This window comes from Flavobacterium sp. TC780 (genome assembly GCF_056783245.1).
Window position 1 is genome coordinate 1 of sequence record NZ_JBXBAV010000070.1, and the last position, 21,653, is coordinate 21,653.

At 31.7% G+C, this 21,653-nt stretch carries 23 protein-coding genes and 5 pseudogenes; 18 read left to right on the top strand and 10 right to left on the bottom strand.

Annotated features, from left to right (window positions below):
- Positions 1-16: 16 nt before the first annotated feature.
- The 4 genes and pseudogenes from AC1RYN_RS06845 to trmD all read right to left on the bottom strand — a co-directional run bounded on the left by AC1RYN_RS06845 (position 17) and on the right by trmD (position 2,375).
- Positions 17-412, bottom strand: coding sequence for an NADP-dependent isocitrate dehydrogenase (locus tag AC1RYN_RS06845; RefSeq protein ID WP_481806379.1), 396 nt, complete (start codon positions 410-412; stop codon positions 17-19).
- Positions 343-802: pseudogene (locus AC1RYN_RS06850) on the bottom strand (NADP-dependent isocitrate dehydrogenase). The gene AC1RYN_RS06845 and the pseudogene AC1RYN_RS06850 overlap by 70 nt, the downstream one beginning before the upstream one ends.
- A 297-nt stretch (positions 803-1,099) precedes the next feature.
- A pseudogene (rplS, locus tag AC1RYN_RS06855) lies at positions 1,100-1,436 on the bottom strand (50S ribosomal protein L19); the annotation flags it as partial.
- Positions 1,437-1,699: 263 nt separating this feature from the next.
- Positions 1,700-2,375: pseudogene (gene trmD, locus AC1RYN_RS06860) on the bottom strand (tRNA (guanosine(37)-N1)-methyltransferase TrmD).
- A gap of 193 nt (positions 2,376-2,568) precedes the next feature.
- Between trmD and AC1RYN_RS06865 the strand changes: the two are divergent.
- From AC1RYN_RS06865 to AC1RYN_RS06935, 15 genes are all read left to right on the top strand, one after another.
- Positions 2,569-3,021 carry a hypothetical protein gene (locus AC1RYN_RS06865; protein WP_481806358.1) on the top strand — a complete coding sequence of 151 codons (453 nt, stop codon included), beginning with the start codon at positions 2,569-2,571 and terminating at the stop codon, positions 3,019-3,021.
- Positions 3,022-3,148: 127 nt separating this feature from the next.
- Positions 3,149-3,403, top strand: coding sequence for an SMI1/KNR4 family protein (locus AC1RYN_RS06870; RefSeq protein ID WP_481806359.1), 255 nt, complete (start codon positions 3,149-3,151; stop codon positions 3,401-3,403).
- The gene (locus tag AC1RYN_RS06875) at positions 3,351-3,692 is read left to right on the top strand and encodes an SMI1/KNR4 family protein (protein WP_481806360.1); all 342 of its coding nucleotides are present in this window, start codon (positions 3,351-3,353) and stop codon (positions 3,690-3,692) included. The genes AC1RYN_RS06870 and AC1RYN_RS06875 overlap by 53 nt, the downstream gene beginning before the upstream one ends.
- A gap of 154 nt (positions 3,693-3,846) precedes the next feature.
- A complete protein-coding gene (locus tag AC1RYN_RS06880) occupies positions 3,847-4,215 on the top strand; it encodes a hypothetical protein (protein WP_481806361.1) in 369 nt (122 codons plus the stop codon).
- 256 nt (positions 4,216-4,471) lie between these two features.
- Positions 4,472-5,335 carry an archaemetzincin gene (locus AC1RYN_RS06885; RefSeq protein ID WP_481806362.1) on the top strand — a complete coding sequence of 288 codons (864 nt, stop codon included), beginning with the start codon at positions 4,472-4,474 and terminating at the stop codon, positions 5,333-5,335.
- 134 nt (positions 5,336-5,469) lie between these two features.
- Positions 5,470-6,336: a class D beta-lactamase gene (gene blaOXA / locus AC1RYN_RS06890; protein WP_481806363.1), complete on the top strand. Its 867-nt coding sequence runs from the start codon at positions 5,470-5,472 to the stop codon at positions 6,334-6,336.
- A 145-nt stretch (positions 6,337-6,481) separates the two neighbouring features.
- Positions 6,482-7,162, top strand: a complete 681-nt coding sequence (locus AC1RYN_RS06895) for a TIGR02117 family protein (protein WP_481806364.1) — start codon at positions 6,482-6,484, stop codon at positions 7,160-7,162.
- Position 7,163: 1 nt separating this feature from the next.
- The gene (locus AC1RYN_RS06900) at positions 7,164-7,784 is read left to right on the top strand and encodes a hypothetical protein (protein ID WP_481806365.1); all 621 of its coding nucleotides are present in this window, start codon (positions 7,164-7,166) and stop codon (positions 7,782-7,784) included.
- 14 nt (positions 7,785-7,798) lie between these two features.
- A complete protein-coding gene (yiaA, locus tag AC1RYN_RS06905; protein WP_481806366.1) occupies positions 7,799-8,191 on the top strand; it encodes an inner membrane protein YiaA in 393 nt (130 codons plus the stop codon).
- 231 nt (positions 8,192-8,422) lie between these two features.
- Positions 8,423-9,004, top strand: coding sequence for an aspartate/glutamate racemase family protein (locus AC1RYN_RS06910; RefSeq protein ID WP_481806380.1), 582 nt, complete (start codon positions 8,423-8,425; stop codon positions 9,002-9,004).
- An 11-nt stretch (positions 9,005-9,015) separates the two neighbouring features.
- Positions 9,016-9,552 carry an NADPH-dependent FMN reductase gene (locus tag AC1RYN_RS06915; RefSeq protein ID WP_481806367.1) on the top strand — a complete coding sequence of 179 codons (537 nt, stop codon included), beginning with the start codon at positions 9,016-9,018 and terminating at the stop codon, positions 9,550-9,552.
- Between the two features lie 19 nt (positions 9,553-9,571).
- On the top strand, positions 9,572-10,447 hold the full coding sequence (locus tag AC1RYN_RS06920; protein WP_481806368.1) for a sugar phosphate isomerase/epimerase family protein: 876 nt from the start codon (positions 9,572-9,574) through the stop codon (positions 10,445-10,447).
- A gap of 130 nt (positions 10,448-10,577) precedes the next feature.
- Entirely contained in the window at positions 10,578-11,717 is a 1,140-nt protein-coding gene (locus tag AC1RYN_RS06925) for an MFS transporter (RefSeq protein WP_481806369.1), read from the top strand.
- Between the two features lie 360 nt (positions 11,718-12,077).
- Complete coding sequence (locus AC1RYN_RS06930) at positions 12,078-13,010, top strand: peptidylprolyl isomerase (protein WP_481806370.1); 933 nt, start codon at positions 12,078-12,080, stop codon at positions 13,008-13,010.
- A 97-nt stretch (positions 13,011-13,107) separates the two neighbouring features.
- A complete protein-coding gene (locus AC1RYN_RS06935; protein ID WP_481806371.1) occupies positions 13,108-13,395 on the top strand; it encodes a cytochrome c in 288 nt (95 codons plus the stop codon).
- Between the two features lie 110 nt (positions 13,396-13,505).
- On the opposite strand, the gene AC1RYN_RS06940 is transcribed toward AC1RYN_RS06935, so the two are convergent.
- The 3 genes from AC1RYN_RS06940 to AC1RYN_RS06950 form a co-directional block, all read right to left on the bottom strand.
- The gene (locus AC1RYN_RS06940; RefSeq protein ID WP_481806372.1) at positions 13,506-13,904 is read right to left on the bottom strand and encodes a GreA/GreB family elongation factor; all 399 of its coding nucleotides are present in this window, start codon (positions 13,902-13,904) and stop codon (positions 13,506-13,508) included.
- A 408-nt stretch (positions 13,905-14,312) separates the two neighbouring features.
- Complete coding sequence (locus AC1RYN_RS06945; protein ID WP_481806373.1) at positions 14,313-14,867, bottom strand: thioredoxin family protein; 555 nt, start codon at positions 14,865-14,867, stop codon at positions 14,313-14,315.
- A 128-nt stretch (positions 14,868-14,995) separates the two neighbouring features.
- The gene (locus tag AC1RYN_RS06950; protein ID WP_481806374.1) at positions 14,996-15,889 is read right to left on the bottom strand and encodes an alpha/beta fold hydrolase; all 894 of its coding nucleotides are present in this window, start codon (positions 15,887-15,889) and stop codon (positions 14,996-14,998) included.
- Positions 15,890-16,031: 142 nt separating this feature from the next.
- On the opposite strand from AC1RYN_RS06950, the gene AC1RYN_RS06955 reads away from it, so the two are divergent.
- Positions 16,032-16,367 (top strand): tRNA-binding protein, encoded by a 336-nt coding sequence (locus AC1RYN_RS06955; RefSeq protein WP_481806375.1) that lies wholly within the window; start codon positions 16,032-16,034, stop codon positions 16,365-16,367.
- Positions 16,368-16,460: 93 nt separating this feature from the next.
- On the opposite strand, the gene AC1RYN_RS06960 is transcribed toward AC1RYN_RS06955, so the two are convergent.
- The 3 genes from AC1RYN_RS06960 to AC1RYN_RS06970 all read right to left on the bottom strand — a co-directional run bounded on the left by AC1RYN_RS06960 (position 16,461) and on the right by AC1RYN_RS06970 (position 19,321).
- Positions 16,461-17,012 (bottom strand): RBBP9/YdeN family alpha/beta hydrolase, encoded by a 552-nt coding sequence (locus tag AC1RYN_RS06960; RefSeq protein ID WP_481806376.1) that lies wholly within the window; start codon positions 17,010-17,012, stop codon positions 16,461-16,463.
- Between the two features lie 86 nt (positions 17,013-17,098).
- Positions 17,099-17,473, bottom strand: a complete 375-nt coding sequence (locus AC1RYN_RS06965) for a PUR family DNA/RNA-binding protein (RefSeq protein WP_481806377.1) — start codon at positions 17,471-17,473, stop codon at positions 17,099-17,101.
- Positions 17,474-17,542: 69 nt separating this feature from the next.
- On the bottom strand, positions 17,543-19,321 hold the full coding sequence (locus tag AC1RYN_RS06970; RefSeq protein ID WP_481806378.1) for an ABC transporter ATP-binding protein: 1,779 nt from the start codon (positions 19,319-19,321) through the stop codon (positions 17,543-17,545).
- A 203-nt stretch (positions 19,322-19,524) separates the two neighbouring features.
- On the opposite strand from AC1RYN_RS06970, the pseudogene AC1RYN_RS06975 reads away from it, so the two are divergent.
- Both AC1RYN_RS06975 and AC1RYN_RS06980 read left to right on the top strand, forming a co-directional pair.
- A pseudogene (locus AC1RYN_RS06975) lies at positions 19,525-20,629 on the top strand (Glu/Leu/Phe/Val family dehydrogenase).
- 253 nt (positions 20,630-20,882) lie between these two features.
- A pseudogene (locus AC1RYN_RS06980) lies at positions 20,883-21,578 on the top strand (antitermination protein NusB); the annotation flags it as partial.
- Between the last annotated feature and the right edge of the window lie 75 nt (positions 21,579-21,653).

Genomic DNA, 21,653 nt, shown 5'->3' on the forward strand with positions numbered 1-21,653 from the left:
TTACGTATTGCTAAGGTTAATACATGCTCCTGTTGTTAGGGAGGCAGCACCTTATGTTTTCTTTTCTTGCTTCTTCGATAGTTGTTTCAACAAAGCTTTTCAAAGCATTTAAGTTCAATACAGCACTATCGATATTTTCTCCTGCTTTTAGAGGAGTGCTTTCTTTTAAAACAGTAGTAGTTCCGTCTTTAGCAATGAATTCAATTTTTACATCAGTAGGATTAGGAACAGTAAGTGATTTTTCACTTCCGTAAAAATCACCATTTGGCATAGACGCAACATGAGTTTTTGAATCAGGTGACCAAGCTCCCATAGAGTGTGGATTTGCTTTTGCAAAATTCTTCACAGCTCTTGGTGCTCTACGATCAGAGTTTCCTTCACACGTAAAACTGGGTTTACAGCAGAACCTAATACTTTAGCATATTTAGCTTTAATTTCTTTTTCAGTATCGTTTTGTGGATCTTCAGGGAAATTTGGAATTTTATAACCGTGAGATTGTAATTCGGCAATGGCAGCTTTTAATTGAGGAACTGATGCCGAAGTAATGTTGTAACTTAATGATGTTTGCTTCCGGTTTAGTAGCAAGTTGTCCTAACTCAGCCAAGGCGTCCCCTGTTTTTTGAGAATCGGTTAAGTACTCCGGGAAATTAGATAAAATTCGAGACACTAACGAAATGTCTCTAGTTTCAATAGCAATACCCGCTGTAGCAGTAAATTCTTGTACAATAGGCAAGAAAGAATAAGTCGCTAATAATGGCGCCTCATCAGTTAAGGTGTAAACAATTTTTGAATTCTGTGTCATTTTTTTTTCTTTTTTAATATAATCGTATCGTCAAAAAAATGACGATGTAAAAGGGTAAGAATTGGCTTAAAATGAGCGAAGCAAATATAAGTAAAACAGTCCGAAAACGGTTGCGTTTTTTTTAGAATTCCTTAAATTAACAGATTGCCATTTTAAGCAGGTATAATTGACAAATCGATGGTTTTCAAGCCAAAGAAGTACAGTTTTGATATTTTGTTTAGAACAAAAAAAATCCCGATTCATAAATAATGAATCGGGATCTTTATGGTAAAGAGATAAAAAATTATCTTCTTCTGCTCTAATCTTAGCTTTTTTACCAGTAAGTTCTCTGAAGTAGAAAATTCTAGCTCTACGTACAGCTCCTCTTTTGTTAACTTCAACTTTTTGTAAAGCTGGTAAGTTAACTGGGAAGATACGCTCTACACCAATAGCACCAGACATTTTACGGAATAGTAAAAGTCTCTGTGTTACCAGAACCTCTTCTTTCAATAACAACTCCTTTAAAAAACTGAGTTCTTGTTTTTTCACCCTCTCTAATTTCGTAGAAAACTGTGATAGTATCTCCAGCTCCGAAAACTGGGAAATCTTTTTTTCTAACAAATTCGTTTTGAACGAATTTCATTAAATCTGCCATGATATCTTTAATTACTGGTTTATAATAGAGCAACATACACGGATTTCGCCAGAGGTTGGTCTAATTTGGGTGCAAATATATAATAAAAAATGTTTAAAGTTTAAAGTTTTTATTGTTTAAAGTTTTTCGTCTTATTATTTAGTTATAATCCTCATAATCAGACTGCAGTAAATCATCTGTGTTATTGAGTCACGACTTTCAGCTTATAGTCTTTACTCTCCATTTTTAATATGCCAATTTGTAAACTGTAACTGAATACAGAATTACTTCTCTTCAAGAAGATCAGGGCGTCTGTTTTTAGTATGTTCATAAGCCATATCTTCTCTCCATTTGTCAATTTTAGCAAAGTGGCCACTGGTTAAAACATCAGGAACTTTCCATCCCTTATAATCTGCAGGGCGTGTGTATATGGGGCCAGACAATAAATTATCTTGAAAACTATCAGTTAGGGCTGAAGTTTCGTCGCTTAAAACACCAGGGATTAGTCGAATCAATGCATCCGATAAAACCAAAGCACCTAATTCACCACCAGATAAAACATAATCACCAATCGAAATTTCTTTCGTAATAAAATGATCGCGAACTCTTGGTCAACACCTTTATAATGTCCACATAAAATGATGATGTTTTCGTACATCGACATCGTATTAGCCATTTTTTGGTTTAGCGTTTCACCATCAGGCGACATATTCTTGTCGTATTCTCTTTCACTTTTCAAATGCGTAATACAAGCATCAATAGGCTGAACAGTCATTACCATTCCAGCACCACCGCCAAAAGGATAATCATCAACACTCTTCTGTTTATTGGTTGTATAGTCGCGTAAATTGTGAAAATGTACTCTTGACAATACCTTTGTCAATAGCACGTTTCATAATCGAAGCTTCAAAACGGGCTTCGCAATAACTCAGGTAAAACAGTAATAATATCTATGCGCATTTTTTTTATTCAAAAGGTTCTAGGCTGCAAAGATACAAAGTTTTTTTCGCGAAGTAGGAATCAAAGATTTTAGAGACAAAGAGATTATAAAGATTATAGATTAAAAGAAATAAGGTATCTGAAATTAAATGAAAATACATAATCTGTTCAATGTTGTCATATTTAGGTATTAAACGTATAAGAGGTTCATTTTATGGTTGGATATGATTTTGAATGGGATAAGCCAAATATTGATAAATCTGACAAAATAATATTTAAGGAGAGAGGTTTTTTGAATACATTAGCAAATAAAGTTAGAGCTCATTTATTATTAAGTAAGAATTTTAAAAAAAAGAAAGTAATGGCATTAGATTTTCATAGATTCGATAACAAGGAATTATTATTCCAAATAGATGATAAGAAGTTTGAAATTTTATCTGAAATTTTTGAATCATTTACTCATTGGACGGGAATTTTTGTTGATCGATATGGAGATCTAAAACTTACGATAGAAGATCAGTTGACCATAGTGAAAATCATAGATAAGTATATTGAAGTAACAGATTTGAATAAAAATAAATTAAAGACTACAGTTATTATTGAATTTAAAGGAGTTTTGATTTTTTTAATAAATAATAAAATTGAATTAGAATTGTTAGGGGATTAAATAGTTAAAAGAATAGAATGTTATTATGTTAGTTTGTTATTGATGTTTGCAAAAAAAAACGAAGAGGTTGTGCGCAAAGAGAAATAGTTGATGATTGATAGATTTAGGCATAAGAAAAAACAAAAAAATGAATAAAGAAAAAATAAAAAAAGTAATTGATTTTTATTTGAAAAAGTTTGTTGAGGTTGGTGGCAATACACAGCCAAATAAAATTGAAGCTGAAATGGCTGATCCTAATCAAGATCAAGATGAAGAGTGGAGAATTTGGTTGCCTATTGCTAGTAAAGTAACGGATAGTGAAATTAAAGAATTTGAAAATCGACTTGGTTGTGAATTCCCCGAAGATTATAAGAATATTTTTAAAACACAAACACTTTTATGAGCTTCATATTTTAGAGGCTTCATTTTTTGAACATCCGGTAAATAGTTGGAAAAAATCTCTAGCAGAAATGATTTTCCATGAGAATCTAAGGGATGATTTAATTGAAAAAGGATACATTCCCTTTGCTAATTGGAGTGATTGGGGACTGCTCTGTTTTGATAGCAATAGAAATAAAGAGGATAACAATTACCCAATTGTATTATGGGATAATGAAAAAGCAGATGAGGTGGAAGATGTATTTAATGATTTTTATAATTTAATAAGTGAAGGTGATATTGAAAATGGATAGAGATTATACAAAAGATTATATAGAGCTATCTACAGCGTTTAGAAAATCTGAAGTTCAGTAAAAAGTGTCGAAAAGCTTTATGATTTACTTTAGCTGAATTAAAAAATGCTAACAGAACAAAACAGGATGATATAGTTTTTTCTATATTTATACTTTGTTAGGATTTCATGAATCAGCTTATGAGGTTTTTAAAACTGTTGCCGATTTAACCAATAGAAAAGAGGCAACAAAGTTGTATGTAATGGAAGGAAAAGCCAAATCACACAAAAATAACTTCATTATAAAAGATATTAGAAAATATAGAGAAAAAAGAGAACAACCGAAGCTTGAGTTGAGTGATTTTGTTAAATCAAAGAACAATAAAAATAAATTTAAAATCGCCAATAAAAGCATTGTAGTATTTAATAAATTAACTGAAAAGGGAAAGGTTTCAGTTTATCTCCCCAGCGAGCACATTGAAAATTATTTAGATAAAATTTCCGACTATATTAATTGGTTGAGTAATTGTCATAATCCAAATTAATCGATTTTTATAATAACGAATGTAATGAAGACAGAGCAAATAAAGATTGGTACGATACATTAGAAGATATAGAACGCAATAATAGTAGAAGATTCAGGGAACATTTTCTGTTCCATTTCAGGTGGAGATGATTTTTATCGAGACCATTTATTGGATATAGAAATAACAAACAGTACAATAACGTCAATGAGTTATAATGGCTAAGAAATAATTATTTAAAGGCAAGTTTGTGCCAGTAAAACTTGAACCAGATTTTATGAAAAAACTAATATTCTTATTATTTCTAACTTTCTACTCATGTAGTCAGAATAAGGAGGATCAATACTTCGATGGTATAGCAGATAACGATGTAAAGCTATCTAAACCTGTAGAGGGTGAATGGCTCTTTACGCATAAAGAAAAAGGACAAAGTTTTGAGCAATTTATAAATTCCAGACATGTAGTTCCAACAAATAATTCTAATATTATTTATATTAGGCCTATTGGGGATTTTACTACTCTGCAAAAGAAGCAAATCGAATTAGTTAGAGAATATCTTGAGATTTTCTTTCAATTAAAAACCAAAACTTTGAAATTCTCTAACGATATAATTCCTAGTTCAGCCAGACGAATTGGATACGAAGATAACGAACAGTTTTTAGCAGGTTATATCTTAGATAGTGTACTTAAAAAAGAAAAACCATTAGATAGAATTGCTTTAATGGCATTAACGGAAATAGATTTATTTCCTAAACCCGAATGGAATTATGTATTTGGGTTAGCATCTTATAGAGATAAAATAGGAGTGAGTTCTATTTATAGATTACAAGATGAGGTGCTAACACCTACTAATTTTGATTTATGTTTATCGCGATTATTAAAAACATGTTCCCATGAAATAGGGCATATGTTCGGATTGTATCATTGTATAGTGGCAGATTGCGTAATGAATGGGACAATTAGTTTGCCAGAAACAGATAACAGCACCATTAGATTATGTTCAGCTTGTCAGAGAAAATTAAATTCGAGTATAAAGTATGATAATAAGAAAAGGTTAGTCGAATTAGAAAAATATTTTGAGAAAGTTAAACTCAACGATGCAACTCAATTAATGAAGAAAGATTTAGAAAAGATTCAATAAAAACTAAATAAAATAACTAGACTAATGTAAACTTGGCGAGTCTGCTACTTTGCATAAGATTTATTTAGTACTAATTTAATATTAAAGGCGTTTATTGCATCCTAAAATAAGATCACCACCAAAAAAAATAAAAAATGAAAACTCCAGCACTAATTCTATCTCTCTTTTTATTGATGAACCTAAATGTAAGTTGTCAATCTAAAAACAAAGAAACTAAGACCGAAACTAAAAAAGAAACTAAAAAAGAAACAGGAAAAGACAAAGAAATTGTTGTTGCCGAGTTTGACAAAATACTCGACAGCTTAAAAGTAAAAGGTTCAATATTGATTTACGATAGTAATAAAAAGACCTATTATTCTAATGATTTTGCTTGGGCAAAAAGAGGAAATATTCCAGCATCAACATTCAAAATCCCTAATTCGATTATTGCCCTTGAGACAGGAGTTGTAAAAAGCGATTCGACAGTTTTTAAGTGGAATGGAGAAAAACGATGGATGAAAGCTTGGGAACAAGATTTAACACTTAAGCAAGCGTTTAAAGTTTCGTGTGTTCCTTGCTATCAGGAAATCGCAAGAAAAGTAGGAGTGAAACGAATGAAAGAATATCTAAAAAAATTAGATTACAATACAATGGCTTTTGATACCCTGACGATTGATAATTTCTGGTTAGAAGGAAAATCTAGAATTTCTCAATTCCAACAGATTGATTTCTTAAAAAGATTGTATTTCTCAGAATTACCGATTTCAAAAAGAACCGAATTGATAATGAAAGATATTATGGTAGTTGAAAAGAAGGATGATTATATCCTAAGAGGAAAAACAGGTTTATCTGTAGATGGGGCTAAACGCAACGGGTGGTTTGTAGGTTACCTTGAAAATAAGGACGGAGTTTACTTTTTTGCAACAAACATAGAACCAACAAAAGAAATCAATCAAGATGATTTTATAGCAGTGCGACTTAATGCAACCAAAGCAGCATTAAAAATTTTGTATAAAAAATAAGTTTTGGTCTTCTTTTTGCTAAATGTTAAGAATTAACAAATGAATTTTAGAAGGGTTTTTTATTTAACAGTATTATTGTTTTGTTAAATAAAATACTACTATTTTAGCGAAAAAAACAGGAAATTAACTAACCACCTTAGCCACATTGAAAAAAGTCCTTAAAATTATTGGTAAAATACTACTTGTATTTGTTGCCTTTATCCTATTGTATGTCATTCTTACTTATTCTGTCTCGAGAATTACAGTTGAAAGAGAGCCAGATACTAAAGAAGAAGTTACGATTTATATCATGACAAATGGTGTTCACACCGATATTGTAGTTCCTACTCGTAACGAATTTATGGACTGGAGTAAAGAGGTAAAGTATGAAAATACAATCTCTAAAGATACAACCTATCAATATCTGGCAATGGGATGGGGAGATAAAGGGTTTTATCTTGAAACTCCAAATTGGTCAGATTTAAAAGCTTCGACTGCACTTAAAGCAGCATCCGGATTAAGTAATACAGCAATACATGCAACCTATTTTTCAAATATAAAAGAAAATGCAACCTGTAAAAAAATTATTATCAGTAAGGAACAATACGTTCGTTTGGTTGATTATATAAAAAATAGTTTCAAGAAAGACGAAAAGGGGGGATTGATGCACATCAAAACAGATCAGAATTACGGTAAAAGAGATGCTTTCTATGAAGGAACTGGAAGTTATAGCTTGCTTCATACTTGCAATACTTGGGCAAATAATGCGCTAAAAGCAAGTGGGCAAAAGTGTTGTTTTTGGACACCAATAGACTCAGCAATTTTTGCGAAATACGAAAATAAATAAAATGAAATCAGCCACAAAAAAGAATATAGAGAAAATAATAGGAGGATTATTTCTGATGATTATAAATACTATAATCTGGATATTAATTGCTGAATTCAATTTGATAAATAAAGATAGAATTGTTGGTGTTTCATTAGGAATTATAGTTCTAGGTTTTTTGTTTTTTTACTTTCGGTTTATAAAGTTTTATAAAAGTTTAATGAATGTTAATGACATTATTAAAACAAAAAAAGAAGAGAAAAAAGATAAAAGGTTTTTAATGATCTTTGGAATAGAAGCATTAGGTGTTTTTCTGATAAAGAATATTTTAATGAATATAAATCATAATGAATTGTTTATTCCATTTTTTGCATTGATTGTTGGATTACACTTTTTTCCGCTGGGAAAATTATTCAATAGAAAATTTGACTTTTATATTGGGGCATGGACATCTGTAATTGCAATCATCGGTATTTATATAATAATTCAAAAAATTACGACAGTAAGTCTGGCCAACGTAATTGTTAGTATTGGTTGCGCATTAGCAACTATTTGTTATGGAATAAAAATGATTATTGAAGGCCAAAAAATAATCGCAAATAATAAAATTATCAGTAAAAATAAATTAACTAATCTAACCTAAAATTGAATTAAAAAATGGTACAAAAAACGTCGAATGCATTTGTTGCAGCATCATGGATTGCTATGGGAGCAGGAATAATAGGTTATCTGGTAGGACTTGCTAGAGCTGAAATGTTATTAAATGAAAAAGGATATTACTTTACAGTTTTAATGTTTGGATTGTTTGCTGTAATTTCATTGCAAAAAAGTGTGCGAGATAGATTAGAAGGGCTTCCTGTTACTGATATTTATTATGGAATTTGCTGGTTTGGAACAATTCTGTCAATTGCTTTGTTAACAATTGGACTTTGGAATGCTACTATTCTGCCTAGCGAAAAAGGATTTTATGCTTTTGCATTTTTATTAGGGATATTTGGAGCAATTGCAGTTCAAAAAAATACCAGAGATAATTTAGCTATTAAAGAATAAAAAAATACTTTTACAATAACGGTTTCAAACGATTTGAGTCACAGGCTTATTTTATAATCGTTTGAAACCGTTTTGCTTTGGCGTAAGCTTGAAAATCAGGAAAAGAATTAGATATGAAAAAAATTGGGCTTGTTGGAGGTATTAGTTGGGTTTCGACAATAGACTATTATCGTTTTATAAATGAAGGAATAAATGACAAATTAGGAGGGGCTTAATTTTGCAGAGTGTATTATTTATTCTTTAAATTTTGATGATTTCCAAAGAAATAATACAGCCAATAACTGGGATGTAACATTCGAACTAATAACTAATGCATGTAAAAGTCTAGAGAAAAGCGGAGCTGAAGCAATAGTTTTATGTGCAAATACGGCACATGCAGTAGTAGAAAGAGTCGAAAAAGAAATCTCCCTGCCTATCATTCATATTGCAACAGCTACAGCAAAAGAAATAAATAAGAAAGGATTGAAAAAAGTTGGATTGCTCGGTACAAAATTCACTATGGAAATGGATTTTTATAAAGACAAACTTGCCGAATATAATATTGAGGCAATTGTCCCTTTCCTTCAGGATGAACGTGATTATATTCAGAAAACATTAAAAGAAGAATTAGGAAGAGGAATAATCAATGAGCAGACCAAAAGAGCTTATATTATGGTAATTAATAAATTAATCGAAAATGGAGCCGAAGGAATTATTCTTGGCTGTACCGAAATACCAATGCTTATAAGTCAGGAAGATATTTCAGTTCCAGTGTTTGATACAACAAAAATTCATTCAGATGCAGCTGTGAAATTTGCATTGTCATTAGATTAAAGAATTATACAATGGCTGATACTAAGAAAAAAATATTTGCTATCTCCGGAAGTACAAGAAAGAATTCGAGCAATTTTAAAATTTTAAAATTTATTTTAGAGCATATAAAAAATGAGTTTGAGGTGGAGATATTCGAGGATTTAGCAAGTATTCCTCATTTTAATCCAGATTTGGATGATGAAAAAACACCAGAATCAATAACTAGTTTGAGAAATAAAATTGCAGCTGCATCTGGCGTAATAATTTGTACACCAGAATATGTTTTTAGTTTGCCGGGAAGTTTAAAAAATGTATTAGAGTGGTGCGTTTCGACAACTGTTTTTTCGAATAAAAAAGTGGGCTTAATAACGGCTTCGGCATCAGGAGAAATGGGACACGAACAATTAAGCTTAATAATGAAAACCATTGAAGCTAAATTTGATGAAGAAACACAACTTTTGATACAAGGAATTAGAGGGAAATTAGATTCTGATGGGAATATTATTGATGAAAAAACATTGGTAAATCTTGTAGCCTTCATTAGGAATTTTGAAAAACAAATAGAGTAGTTGAAATTAAATATAAGCAATGAAACTATCAAGAAGAAACTTTATAATTAATACTAGTTTGGCAACTGCGACAGTTTGTTTAGTTCCGTCATTGGCTTTTGTTTCCAATAAAAAAACAATTGGATTACAGCTATATACTTTAAGGGATGTGTTGCCCAAAGATGTGAAGGGAACTCTGGAGAAAGTAGCGCAAGCTGGATATACTGAAGTTGAATTATATGGATTCTCAATTAAAGATCAATTTTGGGGATTGTCAGCTCAAGAGTTAAAGCAATTACTAGACAGAAATGGATTAAAAGCCGTGAGTGGTCATTACGGATTAGGGACGTATTTGTCTGACGGGAATACTACAGAACTTGAAGCCGCAATAAAAGCCGCTAAAGTTTTAGAAAGCGAGTATATAACAGTTCCCTGGTTGGATGATACGTTAAGAAAAAGCGCCGATGATTATAAAAAGATAGCTTCGTTACTAAACAAAGCTGGTAAAATATGTAAAGAGGCAGGATTAAAATTAGCGTATCATAATCATGATTTCGAATTTAAGAAATATGGAGATACAACAGGTTATGAGATTTTATTAAAAGAGACCGACAAAAAATTAGTCTATTTTGAAATGGATTTATATTGGATAGTGTACTCGAAAATTAATCCGATAGCCTTGTTTAAACAAAATCAGGGACGTTTTACCATGTGGCATATAAAAGACATGGATAAAAATAATGTAACTTTAAATACAGAGATTGGTTCAGGTAGTATAGATTTCAAATCTATTTTTGCAGAAGCAAAACTTTCAGGGATGAAACATTTCTTCGTAGAGCAAGAAACTAATTATAAACCAGATGAAATTCAGTCAATAAAAACAAGCTGTGAATTTATAGCAAAAGAAATAATCTAGGCTTCAGAATTAGAGAAGGTTAAACCTTGGTTGAATTGCTTTTGGGGATTTTATGTTTTTTTTAAAGTTTTGTTAAAGATTAGAATAGTATTTTTGCAAAATGAATTTATCCAAAACTAGTGTCATGTTTATGGCAGTTTGCACTGGACTTATAGTTGCAAACCTTTATTATTGTCAGCCTTTAATTGTTTTAATTGCCAATGAATTTAAGATACCCGAAGCTGATGCGGGAACAATAACTTATCTTACTCAAGCAGGTTATGCTATCGGTCTTTTCTTTATGGTGCCACTTGGCGATAAAATAGAGCGTAAAAAGCAAATTTTGATTACCACACTCGCAACAGTAGTTGCCTTGGTTATTGCAGCTACAGCCCAAAGTTTTTTAGTTCTAGAAATTGCATCGCTTCTTATCGGAATCACCTCCATAGTTCCTCAGTTAATTTTGCCTTTGGCAGCTTCTTTAAGTGAACCTAGCCAGCGAGGTAAAGTTGTGGGAACGATTATGAGCGGTTTGCTTGTTGGAATTTTATTATCTAGAACTTTAAGCGGAATTATAGGTGATCTTTGGGGTTGGCGATCGATGTTCTGGATTGCTGCCGGAATATGTTTGCTAATGTTTTTTGTTATGCAAAGACAATTCCCATACAATAAACCAGTATTTCATGGTTCATACGGACAATTATTGCAATCGCTTTTTACACTTATAAAAACACAGCCTTTATTACGAGAAGCAACAATAATCAATGCATTTTGTTTTGCACAGTTTGGGGCTTTCTGGACAACAATGGTATTATTGTTATCAGACGCTCCGTTTCACTTTAGCAGTTCAACGATAGGTCTTTTTGGGATAGTTGGAGCCACAGGAGCTTTAGCAGCTCCATTAGTTGGAAGATTAGGAGATAAAGGAAACTCAAGAATAGCTGTAGGATATGGTTGTTTATTGATGTTAATTAGTTTTATTATTTTTTATTTTTCAGGAAGTAGTATAGTAGGAATTATTATCGGAATTGTTTGTATAGATATTGGGATTCAAGGAGTCCATATATCTAATCAAACAAGAGTTTATTCGTTATTGCCAGAAGCTAGAAATAGATTAAATACAGTATTTATGTCATTTAGCTTTTTAGGAACAGCGGCAGGTTCAGCTTACGGATTGTTTTTATGGAAATTAGGAGGATGGCATGCTGTAACTATAGGATGTGCTGTTTTAGCATTATTGGCATTAACAGTTTATGGATTAACATATAAAAAAGCGAGTTCGAAAGGATAAGATTTTAAGATGAAAAAAATAGTGGTTTTTGTTAGTTTTCTTTTATTAAGCCAACTCTGTTTAAGCTGTAAAAAGACGCTTACTAATGAGCAGATAAAAGGGTATTTTTGGAAATGTGGAGAACCTTGCGGATTGGGAGACGTTATAGTATTTAATGAAAATACACTTCTAGAAACGATACCATATTTCTCAAGGAAATTCCCTATGCGAAAATTGTAAAGAGAACCAACAAATTTGACGAGGATACTAAAATATCGGTTATCAATCTTGAAAACCCAGTTATTAAAGATACTTGTGTTTTTCACGCAAAATGATATAGAATTAATTCGTAAATTTGCACATCAATAAAAAATATATACAATGGAAAACGGAATATACGCTAAATTCAATACCACTAAAGGTTCGATTTTAGTAAAATTAGCTCACGATTTAACACCTGGAACAGTTGGTAACTTCGTTGGATTAGCAGAAGGAAATTTAGAAAATAAAATTAAGCCACAAGGAAATAAATTTTACGACGGATTAAAATTTCACCGTGTAATTCCTGATTTCATGATTCAAGGTGGATGTCCACAAGGAACAGGAACAGGTGGTCCTGGTTATAAATTTGATGATGAATTTCATCCAAGTTTAAAACATGATCGTCCTGGAGTTTTGGCAATGGCAAATTCTGGACCTGGAACAAATGGTTCTCAATTTTACATTACACACGTTCCTACAAGCTGGTTAGACGGGAAACATACTGTTTTTGGTCACGTTGTAGAAGGTCAGGATATCGTTGATTCAATTGCTCAAGGAGATGATTTAACTAGCGTTGAAATTGTAAGAGTAGGAGAAGAAGCTGAGAAATGGAATGCTATCGAAGCTTTTATCACTTTTAAAGGAGAACGTAACAAGCGTGATGCAGCTATGAAAGCTGAAGCTGAAGCTGCAATAGAAAAATTGGCAGCAGGTTTTGAAAAAACAGAAAGTGGTTTACGTTACCAATTTATCCAGAGAGGTGATGGGAAAAAAGCTGAAAATGGAAAAACAGTTGCTGTTCACTATGAAGGGTCATTAGATAACGGTAAAGTATTTGATTCTTCTTATCCAAGAAAAAAACCAATTGAATTTAGACTAGGACAAGGTCAGGTTATTGAAGGATGGGATGAAGGAATTGCTTTATTGAAAGTTGGAGACAAAGCACGTTTCGTGATTCCATCTCATTTAGGGTATGGACCATCTGGAGCAGGAGGAGTAATTCCGCCAAACGCAAATTTAATTTTTGACGTTGAATTAATGGACGTTAAGTAATATAGAAACATATAAAATTATATTTTATAAGATTTGAATCCCAAAGCGAGAGCTTTTGGGATTTTTTATATTTACTTAAAAAATAAAATCAAGAATATTGACTGTAGTAGCTTTGGCCGTGATTGTGTTTTCGTGTGCTATTAAAAAAGAAGCTCTTAAAGTTGTGGCAATTGTAGAGCTATCAAAATCTGTAGAATCTGTTCCAGCAGTAGCTTCAGGACTGAATCTATATGATAATAATTGTGGAGGTTGTCATAAGCTATACAAGCCTACTGCGTTTTTAAAAGAAGATTGGAAACCTATTCTAGTAAGTATGCAAATGAAAGCACATCTTGATGATGCACAAATGGCTTCGATTTCAGATTATATTACTTCAAAGTTGTAAAAGCATTTATATAATCAGTATTATAAAACTATTCGGTCAGATATCTGGATAGTTTTTTTGTTTTGAATCAGACATAAAAAAACACCTTCACGAGTGAGGTGTTTAAAAAATTATTGATTGCTTACAGGCAGTGCATTAGATACAGCAATTATTTTTAAAGTTTTTATTCCAGCAGGTAATTCCCAATCAACTTCGTCATTTTCTTTAAAGCCTATTATAGCAACACTTAAAGGAGCTAGAATAGAAATCCTTCCTTCTTTTACGTCAGCATTTGAAGGTAAAACAATTTGAATCTTCATTTGTTTCTTTGCTTTAACGTCTTCAATGGTAACGTGTGAATTAATTCTTACAATCGAATTGTCTAGTGTGTCTCCTTTGCTAATAATAGCTCGATCTAATTCTTGAGCAAGTTGACCAGCTTCTTTAGAGTTTGTTGAGTTTTTACTCTTTAAAATTAATTCCCTTAAGAGTTGATAATCTGTTGTACAGAAAGTAGGTGTAGGTTTCATATCTATTGTGTTTTTTATTTGAATGAAATTTTTATTTTAGGCAATCTCAAAAGCCTTGTATTTGTTTTAAATTGAAATACAGATTAAATTTATATTGTAAATGCGAAATTTGTAAAACTGTAAAATGAGGGTAAATTGTATGTTCTAACATAAAGAAAAATCTTTATAAGTAAAACAAATAATTAAATTTTAAAGTGTAATCCTCCGCCTGAAAGAAAAAATTGAAATAGACGGAGGCCTAATTAACGAAGGCCTTGGTGTGCGAATTTAATACAACGACACGTGGTTTTCTTGTAAAAGAAAACAACAACGAAATAACCGTCAATTGTATAATGCTCAACATGAGGATGATTTATTATGATTTGCAAAGTTAATCAAAGTTAATCAATCTTTTTTAATCAATGGACTTTATTTCCATTTAATATTGCAACCCATGCTAGGTTTCTGCGGGTTTTTGATATTTCGGTTGTAAATTAAGGAATCTATAGCGTTTCTTATGTCACTTCCGCTAAGGGTTATTCCGTTGCCAGGTCTTGAATCATCAAGTTGTCCTCGGTAAAATAATTTATCCTGATTATCAAATAAGAAAAAATCAGGAGTACACGCTGCGTCGTAAGCTTTGGCTACTTCTTGGCTCTCATCATATAGATATGGGAAATCTATTTTATGAGTAAATGCAAACTCGGTCATTAGTTCAGGGCTATCTTCTGAATATTTTGTTACGTCATTACTAGAAATAGCAACGACTCCTATTCCTTGTACGCGATAATCATTAGCAATCATAGCAATTTCTTCTATTACATGTAATACATATGGGCAATGATTGCATATAAACATAACAAGAGTTCCTTTTGTGCCCTTTATGTCATCATAAGAATATTCAAAATTAGAATTAGTATCTTTTAATTTAAATTGCGGAGCCAAAGTACCAAGAGGTAACATGTTTGAAAGAGTCTTTGCCATTTTTTATAAGTAAATTGATTATTCAAATTTAACTTTAAAAATCTGCATAAGAGAGTATAATTACAAAAAAAATATCCAAAGAAGCTTTCGTGTAAATGAATAGCACTCTTTGGATATTTATAAGTGATTTATGAATTTATAAAATTTAGTAAATCTGAATTTAGTCTATCTCTTTCTGTGTAAAATAAACCATGTGGGGCGCCTTCATAAATAATATATGTATTATCATTAATTGCTTCGGCTGCCTTTTTAGAGGTGAGTTCAATAGGAACTATTTTATCGGCATCACCATGAATAATTAAGGTAGGTACTTTTATGGAGTCAAGTTCATCTCTAAAATCAGTTGTCGAAAAGGATTCAGCACATTTTAATGTAGCTCTTGGAGAAGCAAAAGAACATAACATTCTGTAATATTCCAATAACACAGTGCTTAATGGGCGGTTAATGATTGTAACTCCAAAAAATGTTTTTCCAAAATTATCTAAAAATTCTATTCTGTCCTCTTTGATGGCGTTTGCTGTTGCGTCACTTTTTTCTTTTGGGCGGCCTTCTGGATTATCATCGGTTTTTGGTAAATAAGGTATAATTGACGAAATTAGAGCTGCTTTCGTAACACCTTTTCCGCCATGACGGCTGAAATAACGAACTACTTCGCCGCCACCCATAGAAAAACCTACCAGAGTCGCATCTTCTAATTCTAGTTGTTCGATAATTTCTTTTAAGTCATCGGTTAAGCTATCATAGTCATATCCGTCCCAAGGTTGTGAAGATTTACCAAAACCACGACGATCATAGGCAATTACTCTAAAATTATTTTGAACTAAGAAGTCAATTTGATATTCCCACATTTCATTAGAAAGAGGCCAGCCATGAATAAGTATAACGGGTTTTCCTTGTCCATAATCTTTTACATATAGTTTTACATTTGATGCTGTTTCTATATATTTGTCTGTAGATGGTTGCAATAAGTCAAACTTAGAATCTCTTAGAGATTGGTTAGTATTAATTTGAAGATTTTCCATTTTTTTATTTTTTAATTAAAGGGTGTTAAACTACTTCTGTATAAGTAAAAGTAAAGGCTATAAAAAAATATACGTTATATAATTAACTGCAATGCTTACAATATTAATAGGTTGCGAAATAATAATTTAGTAAAAATAAAATATGGATTTAACTTGGTCAGAATTTGAAAGAGTAGAAATGAGAGTGGGAACAATTATACAAGTAGATGATTTTCCAGAGGCGCGTAAGCCAGCTTTTCAACTTACGATTGATTTTGGAAATGAAATTGGAATTCGTAAATCATCGGCACAAATTACAAAGCGTTATACAAGACATGAATTAAAAGACAGGCAGATTGTCGGTGTAGTCAATTTTCCTAGAAAGCAAATAGGGAAATTTATGAGCGAATGCCTAGTGATTGGAGCAGTAGGCGAAGAAGGCGATGTTATTCTATTGGCGCCCGATTTTAAAATCGAAAATGGGTTACGAATAGGGTAATTAGTTTACTGTCGCAGTTTTAGTTTGCGGTAAATCAAGCTGATATTGTAGGTGTAGAATGTAAACTGAGACTGAGTGCTGTGACTAAAATTTTTATTTCAAGTCAATCTTCGTGATCAATTGCCTTAATATTTCTTGTCCTTCCTCCCAGTATTTTAAATCCGAGTCGGAATTGATATGTCCTTTTCGTCCAATATTTACAAAGTCACTGCCCCACATCTTCGCAAAATATTCTTTCCTTTCAAAGGATGCATAAGGATCATTTTCACTAGCTACAACTATTGAAGGAAATGGTAATTTGATAATGGGCATAGGAGAAAAATTTCGTATGCATTCAGGAGTGTGTTGAGGGGAGTCTACATCTGCAGGGGCTACTAATAAAGCTCCAATGATATTTTTGTTGGTGTTAGATATTGTCCAGTGTAATACCAAAGAAACGGCTAGGCTATGAGCAACTAAAATAGTTGGCTTGTTTAGTTTAGAAATTTCTTCGTTCAATCTCTTAATCCATTCCTCACGAATAGGTTCGTCCCAATTGTCTTGAGCTAAACGAATTGAATTTTTAAATTTCTCATTCCAATAAGTTTGCCAGTGTTTATCACCAGAATTTCCTAAACCAGGTAATATTAATAAATTTGCTTCCATTGTTGGTATTTTGAAATTTAAGAGATATAAAAAAAGTCCAAAAATTGACTAGATTTTGGACTTTCTACTTCTTAACAGTAAATTGATTAGATGTCGTCAAAATCAATATCTGTAAAACTCGACCTGTGAGATACTTGTTCTTCTTTATCAGAACTGTATTCTTTCTTGAAATCCTTCTGATGTCTTTCAGAGATTACTTCCTCTCCTTTGTGGTTTAAAACATAAGAAGTCATTTCTCCTAAAATTTCAGCAAAAGCACTAAAATCTTCTTTATACAAGTAAATCTTATGTTTCTTAAAATGGAAAGAACCATCTTCTTCTGTGAATTTTTTGCTTTCGGTAATCGTGATATAGTAATCGTCTGCTTTTGTAGCTCTTACATCAAAGAAATAGGTTCTTCTTCCTGCTCGCAGTACTTTAGAAAAAATCTCTTCTTTTTCTAACATGTCATTTTCTCTCATAATCCGTTCTATCGATTTTTTTATTTAATAGCAATCAAAAATCTTAAAAAAATATCTATTATACAACAATTAAAGTAATTCTTTTTCGGAAAGTTGTTTTAAATATAATGCTGAATAATACCCTTCTTGATTTATCAATTGATTATGAGAACCTTGTTGGATGATTTTTCCTTCTTCAAGTATAATAATTCGATCTGCGTTTTTGGCAGATGACACTCGATGGCTAACAATTATGGTAGTTTTGTCTTTGCAAATTTCAAATAAGTTATTTAAAATGGTTTCTTCAGTCTCAGTGTCTACAGCAGATAAACAGTCATCAAAAAGTAAAATAGAGGGGTTTTTTATGATTGCTCTAGCGATTGAAACACGTTGTTTTTGCCCACCAGAAAGAGTGATTCCTCTTTCTCCTAAGACAGTGTCGTACTGCTTGTTAAAGCTAATAATGTTGTCATGAACAACAGCATTTTTTGCAGCTTCGATAACTTCTTCATCAGTTGCATTTTGATTACCAAACTTAATATTGTTCTTAATGCTGTCAGAGAATAAAAAAGCATCTTGAGGTACAATACCAATATTGTTGCGTAAATCGTTGAGGTTTAATTTGCTTATTTCAATTCCATCTATGGTGATTTGTCCTTGTGAAACATCGTACAAGCGAGATATTAAAGATAATATAGTTGATTTTCCAGAACCAGTTTTGCCTAAAATAGCCAAAGTTTCGCCTTTTTTTACTGTAAAAGTAACATCATTAAGCGCCGTTATATTAGTGTCTTCATAAGTATAGGTTACATTCTCAAAAGAAATTGTCCCTTCGATAGTAGAGTGGTTTGGATTATTGTTTTTAATTTCAGGTTCAATTTTCAAGAACTCATTAAGTCTTTTTTGAGATGCTTCGGCTTCTTGTACCATTGAAGAAACCCAGCCAAGTGAAGCAACTGGCCACGTAAGCATATTTACATATAAAATAAACTCAGCTATTGTTCCAAGACTTTTAATACTTCCGTTAATGTACATTACACCACCAAAATAAATTACTACAAGGTTACTTATTCCTATTAAAGCAATCATTAGTGGACCAAATAAAGATTGTACCTTGGCAAGGTTCAAGCTTTTACTTTTGCTTTCATTTGCTAGATCAATCATATTATTTTGATGTTGATTTTCTAATGAATAAGCCTTAATAACTCGAATTCCTGAAAATATTTCTTGTGTAAAGCTTGAAACTTTTGATAAATATTGTTGAAAAATGGTGCTTCGCTTATTTATTTCAGTACTTAATTTAAAAATGCAATATGATAATATCGGTAATGGTAATATGGTATATAAGGTTAAAAGTGGCGAAACATTATACATATATATGATTACGATAGCAAATCGAATAAATGTGTTAATGGTGTACATTACAGCTGGACCTACATACATGCGTACTTTAGACACGTCTTCACTAATACGGTTCATTAAATCTCCAGTACGATTTTGTTTGTAAAAGTTTTGAGAAAGGTTTTCGTATTGTTGAAAAACTTCATTTTTTAAGTCAAATTCAATATGGCGAGACATCACAATTAAGGTCTGTCTCATTAAAAAAGTAAGGAAACCAGCAACAATAGTTGTGGCAATTATTAGTAAAACATTGTGTACTAGTCCATCTCGGTAAAAAGATAATACTACCTCTGATGCTTTTTCAGATTTTGGCAGTTTGTCAAACTTTTCAATAGCGCTTAATGATTTACTTATCAGTTTAGGAGTAAATAGCGAAAATATTTGTGCGATTATTGTTATGAAAATCCCTAAGGAAAAACTGTATTTGTATTTAATAAAATATTTGTTTAAATAACGTAATTCTTTCATTTTTTTATGATATTCTGTGTTGAAATGAGCTTGTTTTGATGAATATTGTTGGTTTTGGACAATGTTCAATATGTTTTTTAGAAAATATTCAATTACTGGATTGTTATTTTTTAATTAAAAAAATGCTGTATGTATATTTTTTGTATAAATTTGAAATGTCTTTTTGACAAATTCGTAATTTTAACTAACAAAAATTATTTGCTATGAATGCAGCTTTTGCAACTGGAAAGGAACTTCAAAAAATGGATCCCGTTTTTGGTCAACTATCATTTGATGATCACGAACAAATTGTATTTTGTAATGACAAAGATACAGGTTTAAAAGCAATTATTGGTATTCATAATTCAGTTATGGGACCTGCTTTAGGAGGAACAAGGATGTTTAATTATGCTAACGAATGGGAAGCATTAAACGATGTTTTACGTCTTTCTAGAGGTATGACATATAAATCAGCAATTACAGGATTGAATATTGGTGGAGGTAAAGCCGTTATTATTGGAGATGCTAAAACTCAAAAAACACCTGAATTGATGCGTAAGTTTGGAGAATTTGTACATTCTTTAAGCGGAAGATATATTACAGCAGAAGATGTTGGAATGGAAACCAGAGATATGGATATCGTAAGAGATGTTACTCCTTATGTAACAGGAATTTCTGAAGAAAGAGGTGGCTCAGGTAACCCGTCGCCGGTTACTGCTTACGGAGTGTTTTTAGGAATGAAAGCAGCTGTAAAACAACAATTCGGTTCAGATAATTTAGCGGGTAAAAAAGTATTGGTACAAGGAATTGGACATGTTGGAGAGGCTTTGGTAGATTATTTAACTAAAGAAGGTGCAATAGTTACGATTACAGATATCAATGAAGAAAAATTATATGAAGTAGCTGCAAAATACGGTGCTACAATTTTTGCAGGAGATGATTTATACAGTGCAGATGTTGATGTTTATGCACCATGTGCAATGGGGGCAACATTAAATGACGCAACTGTAAATAAAATAAAAGCTAAAGTTATTGCTGGTGCAGCAAATAATCAATTGGCAAATGAAAATGTTCATGGTTTAATATTAAAAGAAAGAGGAATTTTATGCTCCAGATTTCTTGATTAATGCTGGTGGAATTATTAATGTTTATGCAGAATTAGAGCATTATGATAAAGCAGAAATCATGCGTAAAACAGAAAATATCTACAATACAACACTTGAGATTTTTGATTATGCTATTAAAAATGGTATGACTACACATCAAGCTGCATTAACGATTGCTCAAAATCGTATCGATTTAAGAAAAATCGAGAATAGTAAAAAATAAAAAGCATTTAGTTTTTAGTCTCAGTTTTTCAGTCTCCGTTCTTAATTGTAAACGGAGACTGAAGCTGAGGCTTTTTTATGTGGTAAAATGTAGCTCTTTTTTTTACAGCTGTAAATGGTGATTGAGGCTCGAAATTATTCTTAAATAAACTAAACATAAATTTTATTATCAGGCATGAAATTCTTATTTTTGCAAACTAATTTTTAAATGTTCTTACAAGGTGGTAAATAGAAGACACATACGCGTTAAAGTAATGCAGTCCATTTATGCGATGCATCAAAACGGTTCTGATAATCTTGAAAAAGAAGAGAAATTTCTTTTTTATAGTATTGATAATATTCAGGATTTATATCTTGTGATGGTTTCTTCGTTAATTGAAATTTGTAAAAAAGAGACTGTCTATTTACACTTATCAAGCAAAAAACATCTTGCGACTCCTCAAGAGCGTAATCCAAACGAAAAATTTATTAAGAATGCCATTTTTCAGATTCTTGCTGAAAATAATTCGCTTAGTATAGCATTAGAGAATCGTAAAATTAATAATTGGACATTAAATGACGATTATATTATACTACTTCTTAATGATATCAAAGCAAGTAAGCAGTATGCAAAATACATGAGTAATGCAGTAAATACGTTTGAAGAAGACAAACAGTTTATTGTTGATTTATTTACTGAAGTGATCGTTCCTAATGAAAAATTATATGAGTATCTAGAAGACGATAAGCTTACTTGGGTAGATGATATTCCTGTAGTAAATACACATATCATCAAACAATTAAAAGCGATTACAGCTGGAGAAAATGATAATTTTAGAGTTCCAAAATTGTATAAAGACAATGAGGATAGAGATTTTGTAAAAGACTTGTTTAGAAAGACAGTTTTAAATGAATCGGAATTTGCTAAAGAATATGTAGATAAAACGCCAAATTGGGATAGTGATCGTATTAGGTGCTGCCTCCCTAACAACAGGAGCATGTATTAACCTTAGCAATACGTAATCTGAATCAGTGAAACATAAACA

Bases quoted from the DNA above. Each gene is read 5' to 3' on its own strand.
- AC1RYN_RS06865 (WP_481806358.1), top strand. From the start codon at position 2,569: ATGGTTGGATATGATTTTGAATGGGATAAGCCAAATATTGATAAATCT.
- yiaA (WP_481806366.1), top strand. From the start codon at position 7,799: ATGGTACAAAAAACGTCGAATGCATTTGTTGCAGCATCATGGATTGCT.
- AC1RYN_RS06970 (WP_481806378.1), bottom strand. From the start codon at position 19,321: ATGAAAGAATTACGTTATTTAAACAAATATTTTATTAAATACAAATAC.
- AC1RYN_RS06900 (WP_481806365.1), top strand. From the start codon at position 7,164: ATGAAATCAGCCACAAAAAAGAATATAGAGAAAATAATAGGAGGATTA.
- AC1RYN_RS06965 (WP_481806377.1), bottom strand. From the start codon at position 17,473: ATGAGAGAAAATGACATGTTAGAAAAAGAAGAGATTTTTTCTAAAGTA.
- AC1RYN_RS06940 (WP_481806372.1), bottom strand. From the start codon at position 13,904: ATGAAACCTACACCTACTTTCTGTACAACAGATTATCAACTCTTAAGG.
- AC1RYN_RS06950 (WP_481806374.1), bottom strand. From the start codon at position 15,889: ATGGAAAATCTTCAAATTAATACTAACCAATCTCTAAGAGATTCTAAG.
- AC1RYN_RS06885 (WP_481806362.1), top strand. From the start codon at position 4,472: ATGAAAAAACTAATATTCTTATTATTTCTAACTTTCTACTCATGTAGT.
- AC1RYN_RS06870 (WP_481806359.1), top strand. From the start codon at position 3,149: ATGAATAAAGAAAAAATAAAAAAAGTAATTGATTTTTATTTGAAAAAG.
- AC1RYN_RS06955 (WP_481806375.1), top strand. From the start codon at position 16,032: ATGGATTTAACTTGGTCAGAATTTGAAAGAGTAGAAATGAGAGTGGGA.
- AC1RYN_RS06915 (WP_481806367.1), top strand. From the start codon at position 9,016: ATGGCTGATACTAAGAAAAAAATATTTGCTATCTCCGGAAGTACAAGA.
- AC1RYN_RS06925 (WP_481806369.1), top strand. From the start codon at position 10,578: ATGGCAGTTTGCACTGGACTTATAGTTGCAAACCTTTATTATTGTCAG.
- blaOXA (WP_481806363.1), top strand. From the start codon at position 5,470: ATGAAAACTCCAGCACTAATTCTATCTCTCTTTTTATTGATGAACCTA.
- AC1RYN_RS06920 (WP_481806368.1), top strand. From the start codon at position 9,572: ATGAAACTATCAAGAAGAAACTTTATAATTAATACTAGTTTGGCAACT.
- AC1RYN_RS06960 (WP_481806376.1), bottom strand. From the start codon at position 17,012: ATGGAAGCAAATTTATTAATATTACCTGGTTTAGGAAATTCTGGTGAT.
- AC1RYN_RS06930 (WP_481806370.1), top strand. From the start codon at position 12,078: ATGGAAAACGGAATATACGCTAAATTCAATACCACTAAAGGTTCGATT.
- AC1RYN_RS06945 (WP_481806373.1), bottom strand. From the start codon at position 14,867: ATGGCAAAGACTCTTTCAAACATGTTACCTCTTGGTACTTTGGCTCCG.